Annotated in this window: 11 protein-coding genes; 5 read left to right on the top strand and 6 right to left on the bottom strand. The window is 61.7% G+C overall.

Translation table 11 applies throughout. From position 1 onward, the window contains the following. Positions 1–360: 360 nt before the first annotated feature. Together QP908_RS07210 and leuA are read right to left on the bottom strand one after the other, a co-directional pair. A complete protein-coding gene (locus QP908_RS07210; RefSeq protein ID WP_239268963.1) occupies positions 361–1,143 on the bottom strand; it encodes a hypothetical protein in 783 nt (260 codons plus the stop codon). Positions 1,144–1,177: 34 nt separating this feature from the next. Next, positions 1,178–2,995, bottom strand: a complete 1,818-nt coding sequence (gene leuA / locus QP908_RS07205) for a 2-isopropylmalate synthase (protein WP_005276465.1) — start codon at positions 2,993–2,995, stop codon at positions 1,178–1,180. Between the two features lie 234 nt (positions 2,996–3,229). Between leuA and QP908_RS07200 the strand changes: the two genes are divergently transcribed. Continuing rightward, on the top strand, positions 3,230–4,315 hold the full coding sequence (locus QP908_RS07200) for a mannosyltransferase family protein (RefSeq protein ID WP_284771990.1): 1,086 nt from the start codon (positions 3,230–3,232) through the stop codon (positions 4,313–4,315). Here the strand turns inward: QP908_RS07200 and QP908_RS07195 are convergent. Then, the gene (locus QP908_RS07195) at positions 4,312–5,154 is read right to left on the bottom strand and encodes a DMT family transporter (protein WP_284771989.1); all 843 of its coding nucleotides are present in this window, start codon (positions 5,152–5,154) and stop codon (positions 4,312–4,314) included. The two genes, QP908_RS07200 and QP908_RS07195, sit on opposite strands and share 4 nt — an antisense overlap. 240 nt (positions 5,155–5,394) lie before the next feature. On the opposite strand from QP908_RS07195, the gene QP908_RS07190 reads away from it, so the two are divergent. Continuing rightward, positions 5,395–6,660 carry an aspartate kinase gene (locus QP908_RS07190; protein ID WP_023016575.1) on the top strand — a complete coding sequence of 422 codons (1,266 nt, stop codon included), beginning with the start codon at positions 5,395–5,397 and terminating at the stop codon, positions 6,658–6,660. A 25-nt stretch (positions 6,661–6,685) separates the two neighbouring features. Then, a complete protein-coding gene (locus QP908_RS07185) occupies positions 6,686–7,717 on the top strand; it encodes an aspartate-semialdehyde dehydrogenase (RefSeq protein WP_284771988.1) in 1,032 nt (343 codons plus the stop codon). 101 nt (positions 7,718–7,818) lie between these two features. Here the strand turns inward: QP908_RS07185 and QP908_RS07180 are convergent, their stop codons facing one another. Then, positions 7,819–9,177, bottom strand: a complete 1,359-nt coding sequence (locus tag QP908_RS07180; RefSeq protein WP_284771987.1) for a YkvI family membrane protein — start codon at positions 9,175–9,177, stop codon at positions 7,819–7,821. Positions 9,178–9,437: 260 nt separating this feature from the next. After that, on the bottom strand, positions 9,438–9,980 hold the full coding sequence (locus tag QP908_RS07175) for an RNA polymerase sigma factor (protein WP_023025019.1): 543 nt from the start codon (positions 9,978–9,980) through the stop codon (positions 9,438–9,440). Between the two features lie 183 nt (positions 9,981–10,163). On the opposite strand from QP908_RS07175, the gene QP908_RS07170 reads away from it, so the two are divergent. Further along, positions 10,164–11,714, top strand: coding sequence for a catalase (locus QP908_RS07170; protein ID WP_284771986.1), 1,551 nt, complete (start codon positions 10,164–10,166; stop codon positions 11,712–11,714). Positions 11,715–11,858: 144 nt separating this feature from the next. On the opposite strand, the gene QP908_RS07165 is transcribed toward QP908_RS07170, so the two are convergent. Continuing rightward, positions 11,859–12,416 carry a hypothetical protein gene (locus QP908_RS07165; RefSeq protein WP_284771985.1) on the bottom strand — a complete coding sequence of 186 codons (558 nt, stop codon included), beginning with the start codon at positions 12,414–12,416 and terminating at the stop codon, positions 11,859–11,861. Between the two features lie 84 nt (positions 12,417–12,500). Between QP908_RS07165 and QP908_RS07160 the strand changes: the two genes are divergently transcribed. Continuing rightward, positions 12,501–13,964, top strand: a complete 1,464-nt coding sequence (locus QP908_RS07160) for a YhgE/Pip domain-containing protein (RefSeq protein ID WP_284771984.1) — start codon at positions 12,501–12,503, stop codon at positions 13,962–13,964. Positions 13,965–14,080 lie beyond the last annotated feature (116 nt).

Here is a 14,080-nt window from a genome sequence, read left to right as displayed (position 1 = left end):
GGATGCGGAGGCCTCGGATGCTGTGGGGCTTGGAGCGGCCGAAGCAGCTGTATCGGCCGGGGTTTTCGGCTTCGCCGGCCCGCCGGAGGGGCGGACGGCGCGGCGCGGCCGAGACCGGCGCGGGCCCGGCTGCGCGGGGTCGGCGTCAGGATTGGCGGAGTCGGCTGCGGAGTGAGGGGACGCCTGGGCGTGGGTCCTAGCCGCATGCTGGGACGCCATAGTCGCCGGCGAGGGAGCCTGCGGCGACCGTGGGGAGGGGCCAGGTGTGTTATTCATCAACCTTAGTCTAGTATCCCGGAATTCCTGTGGCGGGACAGGGCGCGCCGTGCCTTTTCGGTGCCTAATCCGGTTTAGTGGAAACTAAACCGCGACGATGAGTACGGTCACCAGCGCCACGACGGCGACCACGGCTATGGCCGTGACCCACCACCCAGTGTGGCGCGTGGGTTCCGGGGTAGCCGTTACGGCGCGAAAGCTGCTGGTTTCGAAGGTCTCGGTCGCCGCCTGCGTGGTCGGGGTGGCAACGGCCACGGAATCCTCGTTGGAAGCGGGCCGCGGATCGCCGGCGTAGATACTCAGCACGCGATCGTTGCCGCGCGGGGCATGGTAGGCGTGGGCGAGGATGGGGGCATCGGCAAGCGGGGGCAGCGAGGGGCCCGGGGATAGGGTGGTGAGGAATGTGGGGCCGAAGAAGACATCGACGGCGTCGGTAGAAGGCACCAGGTTGACCAGCACGTGCATCCGGGCTTGGGCAGGGATATCGAGATCCGCGGGGAGATCGGTGATATCGATGGGCGGGGCGTAGCCCAGCATCGTATAGGGCCCGCCGGGCGGATTATTCGCCGGCAGGCAGAGCCCGGGGCGGGGAAGCAGGAGGGTGACGTGGCCATCGGCATGCGGCTGGGCCGTGGCGGCCGGGGTGAGACCGGCGCGGAAAAGCAGGTCGATCTCAGGGTATTCCGCGCGGTCCGCGGCGCTGATGGTGCCGATCTGGCCCTGTGCTTCCACGCTTAAACCGCCCTCCTGGCTGGGAGCCAGGGTGACGGTAAATTCCTCCGTGCCCTTCACCGATGCGCCGTGAATGGGCAAGGTCTGCACCGCGCCGAGGCCGCGGTGGGGGATGAGGTAGGTAGAAGAAGGCATAGTCGATCTTCTACCATGCCCGGCCGCGCCCGCGTTATGCCAACGCGCGGTTTACTGCGGAGGTAATCGCGTTGATGGAGGCGCGGGTCGTGGAAGCGGCGATGCCCGCGCCCCAGACCTTGTTCTGGTTGACGTCGGCGGCAATGTAGCAGGCGGCCTCGGCATCATCGCCGGCCGAGCGCGATTGCTGGGAGTAGTCGATGACATCGAAATCGATGCCCAAGGACTCCAGCGCATTGGCGTAGGCGGCGATGGGACCATTGCCGGTGCCGGTGACCTCGGATTCCTTGCCGTTGTAGGTCACGGTGGCGGTGACGGTGGCATCGGTATCTTCGGCGGAAATATTGTCGATTTCGAACGATTCCAGCTGCAGCGGGGTGGTGCGGTCCAGGAATTCGGTGGCGAAGATGTCCCACATATTCTTGGAATTGACCTCGCCGCCTTCGGTATCGGTGATTTCCTGCACGACGGTGGAGAATTCTGCCTGCATGGCGCGGGGCATATTGATGCCGTGGTCGGTCTTCATGATGTAGGCAACGCCGCCCTTGCCGGACTGGGAATTGACGCGGATAACGGCCTGGTAATCGCGGCCCACGTCCTTCGGGTCGATGGGCAGGTAAGGCACCTCCCAGATGGCATCGCGCAGCTCTTCCCAGCTGACGTCGGTGGAATTGGCCTCTGGGCGCACCGTTGCAGCCAGCGCGTCCAAGCCCTTATTAATCGCGTCCTGGTGCGAGCCGGAGAACGCGGTAAAGACCAGTTCGCCGCCGTAGGGGTGGCGCTCCGGAACGCGCAGCTGGTTGCAGTACTCCACGGTTTCGCGGATCTTGGGCAGATCGGTGAAGTCGATCTGGGGGTCAACGCCCTGGGTGAGCATGTTCAGACCCAAGGTCACTAGGTCCACGTTGCCGGTGCGCTCGCCATTGCCAAACAGGCAGCCCTCGATGCGGTCGGCGCCGGCCATATAGCCCAGCTCGGCTGCGGCAACGCCCTCGCCGCGGTCATTGTGGGGGTGCAGCGAAATCAAGATGGAATCGCGCCGGGCCAGGTTGCGGTCCATCCACTCGATGGAATCGGCGTAGACATTCGGCGAAATCATCTCCACCGTGGACGGCAGGTTGATGATCATCGGGTTCTCGGGGCTGGGATCCATGATGGCGACCACGTCATCGCAGACCTCGCGGGCGAAATCCAGCTCGGTGCCGGTGAAGGACTCGGGGGAGTATTCCCAGCGCCAGTTGGTATCGGGGTAGTCGGCGGCAATGGATTTGATGAGCTCGGCGGCATCGGTAGCCAGCTTCTTGATGGCCGGTTTGTCCTTGCGGAAGACCACGCGGCGCTGCAGCTTCGAGGTGGAGTTATAAAAGTGCACGATGACGTTTTTTGCGCCGGCGCAGGCCTCGAAGGTGCGGCGGATCAGGTGCTCGCGGGCCTGGACGAGGACCTGGATGGTGACGTCTTCTGGAATCTTATCACCCTCGATGATTTCGCGGACGAAGTTGAAGTCCGTCTGGGAGGCGGAAGGGAAGCCCACCTCGATTTCCTTGTAGCCCATCTGCACCAGCAGGTCGAACATGCGGTGCTTGCGCTCGGGGCTCATGGGGTCGATCAGCGCCTGGTTGCCATCGCGCAGGTCTACGGCGCACCACTGCGGGGCGTGGGTGATCTTCTTGCCCGGCCAGGTGCGGTCCGGCAGGTCGATGTCCTCGACCTCTACTGCGAAGGGCTGGTAGCGGTCGAAGGGCATGGAGGAGCCGCGCTGTTTATTCCAAGCGGGCTGTCCCTCGCGGGGAGGGCCTGCAGGGGTGGTGATTTCGCGGGGTGCGCTAATGAAGGAATCGTTGGGAGACATGGGGTGCGGTGTCCTTAATATGTTTGGTGTCGGGAAGTGCGACGGCCAGCTGGGCTAAGGATTGCCAGACTCCGCGACGGGGCGCTGGCCGTAGGTTCAGGCCGAAATCCCGCCGCGGCAGATAAGGAGTAGGTCGTTCCGCAATGTCATACCGGTCACACTACAGAGGATCTCACGGTGTGGCAACATATTTCATTCAGCGGGACACCCGGGCGCGTGGCGTACCATGCTGATGTGCCTACTGTTCCTACCACCCGCCGCCCCGCAGCCGCGCCCGCGCTGCGCTGCTGGTTTTATGCTGCACTGGTGGCGGTTGCGGGAACGGCGATTCGCCTCAGCGTGCTCGCGGCGCTGGCCGCGGCGCAGGGCGATTCCCTCTGGGGGCTGCTGAATAAATGGGACGCCCACTACTATGTCGACATCGCCCGCGCGGGCTATGGCGGGGAAACCGCCCTCGCGTTCTTTCCCGGCTTCCCACTGGCGGTGCGGGCGGTCAGTAACCTGCTGGGCGCGGATATTGCGGGCACGGCAATGGTCCTCAACCTCTTTTTCACCATCGCCTTGGCGGCGGGCGTTATGGCGCTGGCTAGGCAGATGGGGCTGGGCACGCGCGGCCAGGTGCTCGGCGCGACGGTGGTCACCAGCGCGCCTATGAGCATCGTTTTTGTCATGCCCTATACGGAGGCGCTCTTCGGCGCGCTCGCGATCTGGGCCGTGGTGATGTTGCATGATAAGCGCTGGATCGCGGCTGGGGTGCTCATTTTCCTTGCCTCCTTCGTCCGCCTGACCGCGGTGGATCTCATCGTGGTCTTCGCGCTCATGGTGCTCTTCAAGGCGCGGCGCACTTGGTGGGCTTGGCTGAGCGTGGCGGTATCGGCGCTGCCCTTAGCCGGCTATATCTGGTGGGCGAATCGCCATTTATCCGGCGCCGGTGGGTACTTTGGCCTGCAGGAAAAGCACTGGAATTCCGGTTTCGACGGCGGCCGGGCGACGGTGACCTGGGTGGCGGAGACGCTGTCTAGCGCCACGAACGGCGGGTATCTGCTCAGCGCCGCGGTGATCATCGCCGCCCCCATCTGCCTGCTGCTGGCTTGGGGGCGCCTGCCGCTTCCTGCCTGGCTGTTTGCCGCGGTGCTGATGGCAAATGTGCTGCTTTCCGATGGCATTATGCACTCCCGCCCCCGCCTCTTACTGCCCGCAGCGGTGGTCTTGCTGCCGTGGGTGGGCAAGAAGGGGGCATCGGCAAGCGTGGGCGCCTGGGTGCTCTTCGGGGCCTGGTTTTCGGCCTATATGCTGGCCGTATTCGAGTGGGCCATCTAGCTGCGCTGGCTGACAGGATTGCGGGACAAAATGATGGTCGCGGCAATCATGACGCCGAGCGCGGCTATCATGACCAGCCAGCCAGCGGTGGAATCGATGAGGAATTTCTCGCCCAAGACCATGTAGCCCAAGCCGAAGGCGACGATGGGCTCGAAGATGGTCATGGCCGGCAGCGACTGCGCCAGCGGGCCGGCGTTGAAGGAGTACTGCTGCACCACGGTGCCGGTCAGGGCGAGGCCGATGAGGCCGTAGAACTGCCAGCTGCCCACCAGGACGCTCAGGCCCTCGTGGGTGAAGATATCGACCACGGCCTTGGATAGCAGGGCGACGAAGCCGTAGATGACGCCGCAGGCGGTGCCCAGGGCGAGCGGGCGCTGCTCGCGGAATTTATGGCCGGCAACGCCCAACGCGACCAAGGTGGCCAGGCCCAATAGCAGGGCGGGCCACCACTGGCTCCACTCGGGCCGGGGGTTACCGGCAACGGGGCGGCCGTAGACCACCATCACGCCGACCGCAATCGTGAGCGCAATGGACCAGAAGGTCTCGTGCACGGGCATGGGGCGCTTGGCATACCAGGCCGAAAGCGGCAGGGTAAACATGAGCGAGAGCACCAAAATGGGCTGGACCACCAGCAAAGTACCAAAGCCCAGGGCAACGACCTGGAGGCCATAGGCAAGGATGGCCGCGCCGGTGCCGACCCACCACAGTGGATTGGTCATAGCGGAGCGCATGACTGAATCGTCTGCTTCAAGGGCGATGCGGTGGCGAACCACCGTGCCCCAAGCAACCGTAAGCGCGGAGGCGAGCGCGAAGAATGCGGCCAGGAAGTTGCTTAACACCCGCTCAACGCTAGTAAAAAAGTCCCGGAGATGCATTTTGCTTGGCGATGCCGCCCCCGCCCCGCCGCCTCGCGCGTGCACGGGGGTGGGTGTGAATAAAATAAAAGTATTGTTTCGGAATTATGATGAGGTGTAGCGCCTTGCGGGGTAGCATAGGAATTTGACTAGTGTCCGACAGGTATTTCTGTGGCGCGCCTGCGCCCAGGAGTGCCTTTTAAAACGAAAGGTGGCAACCACACCGTGGCCCTGATCGTTCAAAAATACGGCGGCTCCTCCCTCGAATCCGCAGATCGCATCCGCGCGGTAGCGGAGCGGATTGTGGCCACTAAAAAGCAGGGCAATGATGTCGTCGTGGTGTGTTCCGCAATGGGGGATACCACCGATGAGCTTCTTGACCTTGCAGCGCAAGTCAATCCCGTTCCCCCGCAGCGCGAAATGGATATGCTCCTTACCGCGGGCGAGCGCATCTCTAATGCGCTAGTGGCCATGGCGGTGGAATCCCTGGGCGCGAAGGCCCAGTCTTTTACCGGCTCCCAGGCGGGCGTGCTGACGACCGAGCGCCACGGCAATGCGCGCATCGTTGACGTCACCCCCGGCCGCCTGACCGAGGCCCTAGAGGATGGGCAGATCTGCATCGTCGCCGGCTTCCAGGGCGTGAATAAGGACTCGCGCGATGTGACCACCCTGGGTCGCGGCGGGTCCGATACCACCGCGGTCGCCTTGGCGGCGGCGCTGAAGGCGGATGTGTGTGAGATTTACTCCGATGTCGATGGCGTCTATACCGCCGATCCGCGCATCGTTCCGGATGCGCAAAAGCTAGAAAAGCTCTCTTTTGAAGAGATGCTGGAAATGGCCGCCGTAGGATCCAAGATTCTGGTCCTGCGCAGCGTGGAATACGCCCGCGCTTTCAATGTTCCGTTGCGAGTTCGCTCGTCTTATTCAAATGACCCCGGCACGTTGGTGACCGGCTCGATGGAGGATATCCCCGTGGAAGAAGCAGTACTTACTGGTGTAGCAACTGATAAATCCGAGGCGAAGGTAACCGTGCTGGGCATCCCAGATCGCCCGGGCGAGGCCGCGAAGCTTTTCCGCGTCATCGCCGATGCAGAGATCAATATCGATATGGTGCTGCAAAACGTCTCCTCCTTGGAGGATGGCACCACCGACATCACCTTCACCTGCCCGCGTGCCGATGGTCCCCGCGCGATGGAGCTATTGAGCAAGCTGCAGTCTGAGGGTGGCTGGTCCAATGTGCTTTACGATGACCAGGTGGGCAAGGTCTCCCTCGTCGGCGCCGGCATGAAGTCTCACCCAGGCGTGACGGCGGACTTCACCGAGGCCCTGCGCGATGTGGGAGTGAATATGGAGCTTATCTCCACCTCCGAAATCCGCATCTCCATGCTGACGCGCGAGGCGGACCTAGAGAAGGCGGCGCGCGCCCTGCACGATAAGTTCCAGCTCGGCGGCGAGGAAGAAGCCACCGTCTATGCTGGAACCGGACGCTAAACCAGAACAAATAAAGAGGAAGACAATGACTACCGTTGCAGTCGTCGGCGCCACCGGCCAGGTCGGCCGCGTGATGCGCTCCATTTTGGAAGAACGCAATTTCCCGGCGGATAAGGTGCGCTTTTTCGCCTCCGCCCGCTCCGCCGGCACCGAGCTGGAATTCCGCGGCGAGCAGATCGAAGTAGAGGACTTGGCCGAGGTCACCGAAGAATCCGTGGCCGATGTCGATATCGCGGTATTTTCCGCAGGCGGTTCCACCTCTGAGAAGTGGGCCCCGGTCTTCGCCGCCGCGGGCGCTACCGTGGTGGATAATTCTTCGGCCTACCGCAAGGACCCGGAGGTTCCGCTCGTGGTATCGGAGGTAAACCCCGAGGAGGCGAAGAACCCGCCGAAGGGCATCATCGCCAACCCGAACTGCACCACCATGGCCGCCATGCCGGTGCTGAAGGTGCTGCACGATGCCGCTGGGCTTAACAAGCTGCACGTATCGTCCTACCAGGCGGTATCCGGCTCCGGCCTGGCCGGCGTGCAGACACTGGCCGCGCAGGTCTACAGCCTGGGCGATCACAACGTGGATCTGGTCCACGATGGTTCTGCGCTCGATGATGAGGACCTGGGGCCCTTCGTCGCGCCCATCGCCTATAACGCGCTGCCCTTTGCCGGCAACCTCGTCGATGACGGCAGCAACGAGACCAACGAAGAGCAGAAGCTGCGCAACGAATCCCGCAAGATTCTCGGCCTACCGGACCTCAAGGTTGCCGGCACCTGCGTGCGCATCCCCGTCTTCACCGGCCACACCCTGACCATCCACGCGGAGTTCGACAAGCCCATCACCCCGGAGCAGGCCACCGAGCTTCTGAGCGATGCCCCAGGCGTGACGCTTGCCGCTGTCCCCACCCCCCTCGCCGCCGCCGGCAAGGACGATTCCTTGGTTGGGCGCATCCGCCAGGATCAGACGGTAGATGACAATAAGGGCCTTGTGCTCGTCGTCTCCGGCGATAACCTGCGCAAGGGCGCTGCGCTCAATACCATTCAGATCGCAGAACTGTTGGTATAGCCGCAAGGCACCACCGCGCCGGCGCATAAAAATTCGGCTCCTCCTTCCTGTAGTAGGAAGTGAGGAGCCGAATTGCGTTTGGCTTCACTAAGGCTTAAGCCTTAGTCTTCGTCTTTCTTGCCAAAGTCCAGGTCGCTATCGACGGAAGGTACTTCCGGCTTCGTGTGCTGGACGTAGGTGACAGAAGGCGCGGGCTCCGAACGGTCGTAGTCGAGTTCATCGTCCTCTTCGAGTTCCTCGTGGATATCCTCGGCGAGGTGATCGATGAATTCTTGCGTGTGCATATTGGAGGCTGCGGCTAGCATGCGCAGCTCGCGCTCGTTCTTCTTGGTAAAGCGCTCGCGCGGGTCCAGCTTGCGGGCGACGAGATCGTGGGCGCGCATGCGGCGATCGGATTCATCGGCAAGCATGCCGCGGTTCTTAATGCGGTTATAAACCATCACGACAATCATCAGCAGGCCAAGGTAACCCAGGATGGGGTAGACGTTGCTGACTAGGGACTGGAAGCCGATGAAGGACAGGATGAAGCCGATGATGCAGGATGCGGCATAGACGGGGTAGAAGCGCTTCGGGTTATTGCGGGTCAGGCGCTTGCCCAGGGCGTAGAACATACCGATGGCCGTGTTAAAGACCATGCCGTAGATGACGAAGGTCATCAAGATACCGAGAACCGGGTGGATGCCGGTAATCAGCTTCAGCACCGGCATGTCCTCGCCGTTGACGTCCTTGGCCTCGAAGAAGAGGGCGAAGACGAGCAGGGCCAGCAGGATGAGGTAGAGGAAACCACCGATGAGGCCGCCGATGCCCACGGCGCGGTTATCCAGGAAGTTACCGCCGATGACGATGGACATGGACACGGCCGTCATAACGTTCAGGCCGGTGTAGTTCAGGGCGGAAAGCCACCAGTTAGGCAGCGAGGTATTGACGTTATCGATGGCCCAGGTATTCAGGGACGCAAAGTCAACATCGGCCGTGAGGATGGTATAGCCGGTGGCCAGCACCACGAAGAAGATGATGAATGGGGTGATGGTACCGATGACGCGGGTAACGCGGTCCACATCCATAAGGCCCACCAGCAGCACGAGGATCAGCATGACGGTGCCGCCGACCCACACGGGGATGCTGGGGAATTGCTGGTTGATATTGGAGCCACCACCGGCGAACATGACGAAACCGATGGAAAACAGCGTAATAAGCGTGGACCAGTCCAAGATCTTGGCGGTGATTGGCGAAGCGATCTTGTTATAAACAGCGGTGTGTTCCACCGCTTGGAAATAGGAGCCCAGCTGCAGGATGGACACGCCGGTGACCATCATGAGGGCGGCGGCGAGGGCGATGCCCCACAGGCCCCATTCACCGAAAGCTACGAAGTACTGCATGGCTTCTTGGCCCGAAGCAAAGCCTGCGCCCACAACGATGCCAATAAACGCCATGGAGATTCCGATTGCGCGTTTAATCATGAGGGGAGAAACTCTCTTACTCACACTCGCCGGGCCCGACTTTGGGAACGCGCGGGCCCGGATCGACGGTCGATTTATCACGTGTGTGTATCTAATAGAATCACATTTCACCCGTGACTTCACAGCTGAAATCGTGTCACTTTAGTATTTTTCTACCCCGACCTCAGGCCGCATGCGCCCGCTGCGCTGCCCTAAGTACCTGCACTTTGATAAGTATTGCGGCGAAAGTATGTGTCCAAGCGCTCGAACATTCGGGGGTATTAATTTGCGCCCTCGATGAGGTCCTTGCGGGCGCGCGCCACGCGGGAGCGGATGGTGCCAACGCGCACCCCGGCGATCTTGGCCGCTTCCTCATAGGTATAGCCCAGCACCTGGGTGAGGATAAGGGCTTCGCGGCGGTCGGCGGGCAGGGCATCGATAAGCGCACGGGCATCGATCCAATCGCTCCAGGAACCGGAGTTTTCCGCGGCGGAGCCCATGGCGTCCTCGTATTGCGTGGCGGATTTGCGGGGTCGGGCCATGTCGTGGCGGATATTATCCACCCAGACGCGCCGGGCCAGCGAGAGCAACCACGTGCGTGCGGAAGAGCGGGCGGCAAAGCGCGGCAAGGCGCCGATGACGCGCAGGTAGGTCTCTTGGGTGAGATCGTCGGCGATTTCGGGGCCGCCCAGGTGGGCGAGGAGGCGCCAGACATCATCCTGGGTGGCCTTGATGAACTCCGTAAGCGCTGCTCGGTCGCCGCGCCCAGCCCGGAGGGCGAGCTCGGTGACGCGGGCGTCGTCTGCTGCGGAGTGGTGTGTCACCTGAATGAATCTACCAGTAGCTCCTGCATTTCTTATCCAAGGTTGCGGTGACTGGGGCATCGGCAAGCGGCAAATGTGCGGAAAAGGTAGCGCAGTGCCGTTATACGTAGTAAGCTATGGGTTGTCCGTGATTGATAATTGACCCCAAATTATCAACTGATTGCCAGGAGGCAAAGACTTACCATGACTGATTCCACCGCTGATGACATCCTGAACAAGGGACAACGTCCCGCAGGTAAGGGCAATACTACCCGCCCGTCCGGCCAGCCCGTGCCTTCCGAGAACACGTCCGTGACCGCCGGTCCCCAGGGTCCGGTCGCGCTCAACGATATTCATCTCATTGAAAAGCTCGCCCACTTCAACCGTGAGCGCGTGCCCGAGCGTACCCCGCACGCCAAGGGTCACGGTGCTTACGGTGAGCTGCACATCACCGAAGACGTGTCCGCCTACACCAAGGCAAAGGTTTTCCAGAAGGGCACCGTCACCCCGATGATGGGCCGTTTTTCCACCGTCGCCGGCGAGCAGGGCTCCCCGGATACCTGGCGCGACGTGCACGGCTTTGCCCTCCGCTTCTACACCGAAGACGGCAACTTCGACATCGTGGGCAATAACACCCCGGTATTCTTCCTGCGCGATGGCATGAAGTTCCCGGACTTCATCCACTCTCAAAAGCGCCTGGGCTCCAATGGCCTGCGCGATGCCGATATGCAGTGGGATTTCTGGACCCGCAACCCGGAATCCGCCCACCAGGTGACCTACCTGATGGGTGACCGCGGCACCCCGAAGACCACCCGCCACCAAAATGGCTACGGTTCCCACACCTTCCAGTGGGTCAACGAAGACGGCGAGGCATTCTGGGTGAAGTACCACTTCATCTCCCGCCAGGGCGTAGAGAACTTCACCGATGAAGAGGCAACCGTGGAAGCTGGCCAGAACCCGGATAGCCACCGCGAGGATCTTTATAACGCCATCGAAGAGGGCAACTACCCCATCTGGGATGTCAAGGTACAGATCATGCCGCTTGCGGAGGCTGAAGATTACCGCTTCAACCCCTTCGATCTGACCAAGGTTTGGTCGAAGAAGGACTACCCGCTGCACGATGTGGGCTACTTTGAGCTCAACCGCAACCCGCGCAACTTCTTTGCCCAGATCGAGCAGGTTGCGCTGGATCCCTCCAATATCGTGCCGGGCGTTGGCCTGTCCCCGGACAAGATGCTCCAGGCCCGCGTCTTTGCCTACGCGGATCAGCAGCGCTACCGCATCGGGCCGAACTACAAGCACTTGCCGGTCAACCAGCCGCGCAATGCGGAGAAGGTCAATACCTACGAGCACGAGGGCCCCATGCAGTATTTCTACAATGCTCCAGAGGATCCGGTGTACTCGCCCAACCGCCATGTGAAGGGTACGGGCGTGCTTGACGATGCCGCAGTGAACAACCGCGAGGATCTAGAGACCACCACCGCGGCGGACCTCTACGTGAACCCGGACCCCCACGGCCAGGACTTGGTCCGCGCGCCGTACGTGCGCCACGCGGAAGACGATGACTTCGTCCAAGCGCGCGACCTGTACGAAAACGTCTACGACGACGCCGCCAAGGAGCGCTTGGTTACCAATATCACCAACGCGATGGCCGGCGTGTCCGAAGAAACCGAAGAGCGCGTGTACCAGTACTGGACCAACGTTCACCCGGACTTGGGCCAGCGCGTGCGCGAGGTCTTCGCTGAAAAGAAGTAGCACGCCACTGCGGTTGTACTGCTTCTTAGGGGCATAAATACAAGGCCGCCTTCGACCATCCCCGCGTCCTCACCCCACAGCGATCTGCTGTGAGATGGGTGCGGTGGGGTAATTGGTCGAAGGCGGCTTGTGCGTTAGGCGAGATTAATCGCAGCGGCGCATATTGTCTGCAACAAAGCTAGGCGCGCCCTGATCGATCCATTTGTCCACGTCATAGCACGGTGCGGTCAAACCACTATTTGCTACACCGATGGGCTCAATAGTTGTCCATGCGCCATCGTTAAAGCGCGCCCAGGCGGTCCAATCTGTACTGTCTTTGCCAAAATGAGCCCATTCCCCGTCGCAATCCGACACCAAAATATTGCCCATATCGGGCTCTAGAGAAGAGAAGGCGCTTGGGGAGCAATCACCTTTGGCTTGCGTGGTAGTGGTAGTGACTGTTGTCTCCTGCGGTGCAGGTGGTTGTGCAGTAGTCTCTGCCGGGGAGGTTGTGGGCGAGTCGGTCGTAGTCGCCGTTTGCTCCGTGGAACTTGTAGGGCTGGAGCTAGAGCTGGATTGTGCCACGGCGTCAGAAAACTGGGGCTCACTGGAATCGACAGAGTTATCGGCGTCATCGGCGCAGGACACCAATGCCATGCACAGCGGAAACGCGGCCGCGCACGCCAAAGCGCGGGAGTGAGAGAGTTTTAGAGAATTAGGCATGTCTTAATAGTAGATTCTCTTTGTTATGCGTGGGGATCGGCGCGCCTGCGGAAAGGGAATGACCTGCAGCGATAGTTTACTAGCATGACCAAACGCCTTGCCTCGACCGCGCCCACCGCGTCTGCGAGTTCCTCGCGGTGGCGCAACTTCTTACTGCTCGTATTGCTCGCCGTACCGCTTATCGTTGGTACCGCAGTGGCGGCCTGGTCGCAGTGGGAACCGGCGCATGCGTGGTCGAACGCCGCGCAGCCTTATGGCGCACCGCAGGCGAATTCGGCATCGCCAGAGCTCAAGGAAGCCGCCGAGGCCGCCAGCCGCGCCCAAGCTCAGGCCAGCATCCTGAAATCCGGCGCGGATCGCTTAAACAAGGGCACCAGCGAGTTGGATAAGGGCGCGGGGAAGCTAGGAGAGGGCGTCGACAAGCTCGCCGGCGGCTCGCAAGAGCTGGTGTCGGGGCTTAACCAGCTGCAGTCAGGGACCAATACCCTCGGCGGAGGGGCGACAGAGCTGGCCAATACCGTCGGTGGGGCCGTCGACCAGGTCGTGGGCCTGGGAGCGGTCCAGGGCCAGATTCTGGAGGCCATCGATGGCACGGTGCGCGACCTGGAGGGAAATGATTCCAAGGAAGCGAAGCAAGTGCGCTCCCAGCTGGGGGATCTGCGCAAGCAGGTAGAAAACTTCCGCCTCGATGAATCCCTGACCGGGGAGCTGAAGAAGCTGAAGGATGGCTCGCGCGATCTCTCCAACCAGCTGGCGGTAAGCGGCTATGCTTATCACGATGGCATCAACCAGGCCGTGGCAGGCGCGCAGCAGCTCAACCAGTCCATCGCGGAGCTTAATAGCCGCGTGGATGAGGCGCTCGATGGGGTGGGCCAGCTTGACGATGGCGCCGGCAAGCTCACCGGCATGGCGGAACAAAACCAATCGAACCTGGGCGAGGTGCAGCGCTCGTTGCCGCCCGCACACGTGGGGCCGGAGGAGGATGTGAGCCAGCTGAGCCCGGTCATCGCCATGCTCATTTCCGCGCTCGTCCTGCTGGCTGGCTCCGCGGCCGGAGTGGCGTGGAAATTGGGATTCCGCCCGTGGCTGATGGTCCTGGGCGGATCGCTGGCCGCGGTGGCCATCGGGGAGATCCTGCTCTTCGTCTTGTCCATCGGCCTTACCCCTATCGCCGCCGTGGCCGCCGGCGGGGCGCTGTTTTTGGGTGCCCTGTCCTCCGCGCTTATCGTGCGGGGCCTGCTCGAACTGTGTGGCATGACCGTGGGGTCCATCCTCGCCGCAATCTTTGGCATTGGGCAGACCGCGTTGGTGGGGTGGCTGTGGAAATCCGCGGCCATCGCCGGGGTGGATAAGGTATGGCAGGTAGTAGCTAACCTTTTGCCGCTCAACTGGACAACGGCCGCCGTCACCGTGGCGGGCAACGATGGTGAGGCAGTGGTGCTGTGGACCGGTATTGCCGTCTTGGGCGCTATCACTCTTGTAGGTCTGAGTGCAGTGAAATGGTTCGTGCCTGCCAGGAAGGACTCAAAAACAGGCGCTAAAGTCTGAAATTTTATACTTAAATAGCCAAAAGCTTGTATAAAGCTGGCAATATTTGCCATCGCTATGGTTGGAATGCGAGGAGTGTTATTCTTACTAGTGCTCACGCCGCCTACTTAGGGGGG

Source organism: Corynebacterium sp. MSK204, assembly GCF_030229885.1.
Taxonomy (GTDB): domain Bacteria; phylum Actinomycetota; class Actinomycetes; order Mycobacteriales; family Mycobacteriaceae; genus Corynebacterium.
This window is presented reverse-complemented; position numbering and strand designations above follow the sequence as displayed.

What these genes read in the sequence shown, in the direction of transcription:
- leuA (WP_005276465.1), bottom strand. Translation starts at nt 2,995, where the DNA reads ATGTCTCCCAACGATTCCTTCATTAGCGCACCCCGCGAAATCACCACC.
- QP908_RS07185 (WP_284771988.1), top strand. Translation starts at nt 6,686, where the DNA reads ATGACTACCGTTGCAGTCGTCGGCGCCACCGGCCAGGTCGGCCGCGTG.
- QP908_RS07210 (WP_239268963.1), bottom strand. Translation starts at nt 1,143, where the DNA reads ATGCCTTCTTCTACCTACCTCATCCCCCACCGCGGCCTCGGCGCGGTG.
- QP908_RS07160 (WP_284771984.1), top strand. Translation starts at nt 12,501, where the DNA reads ATGACCAAACGCCTTGCCTCGACCGCGCCCACCGCGTCTGCGAGTTCC.
- QP908_RS07165 (WP_284771985.1), bottom strand. Translation starts at nt 12,416, where the DNA reads ATGCCTAATTCTCTAAAACTCTCTCACTCCCGCGCTTTGGCGTGCGCG.
- QP908_RS07170 (WP_284771986.1), top strand. Translation starts at nt 10,164, where the DNA reads ATGACTGATTCCACCGCTGATGACATCCTGAACAAGGGACAACGTCCC.
- QP908_RS07180 (WP_284771987.1), bottom strand. Translation starts at nt 9,177, where the DNA reads ATGATTAAACGCGCAATCGGAATCTCCATGGCGTTTATTGGCATCGTT.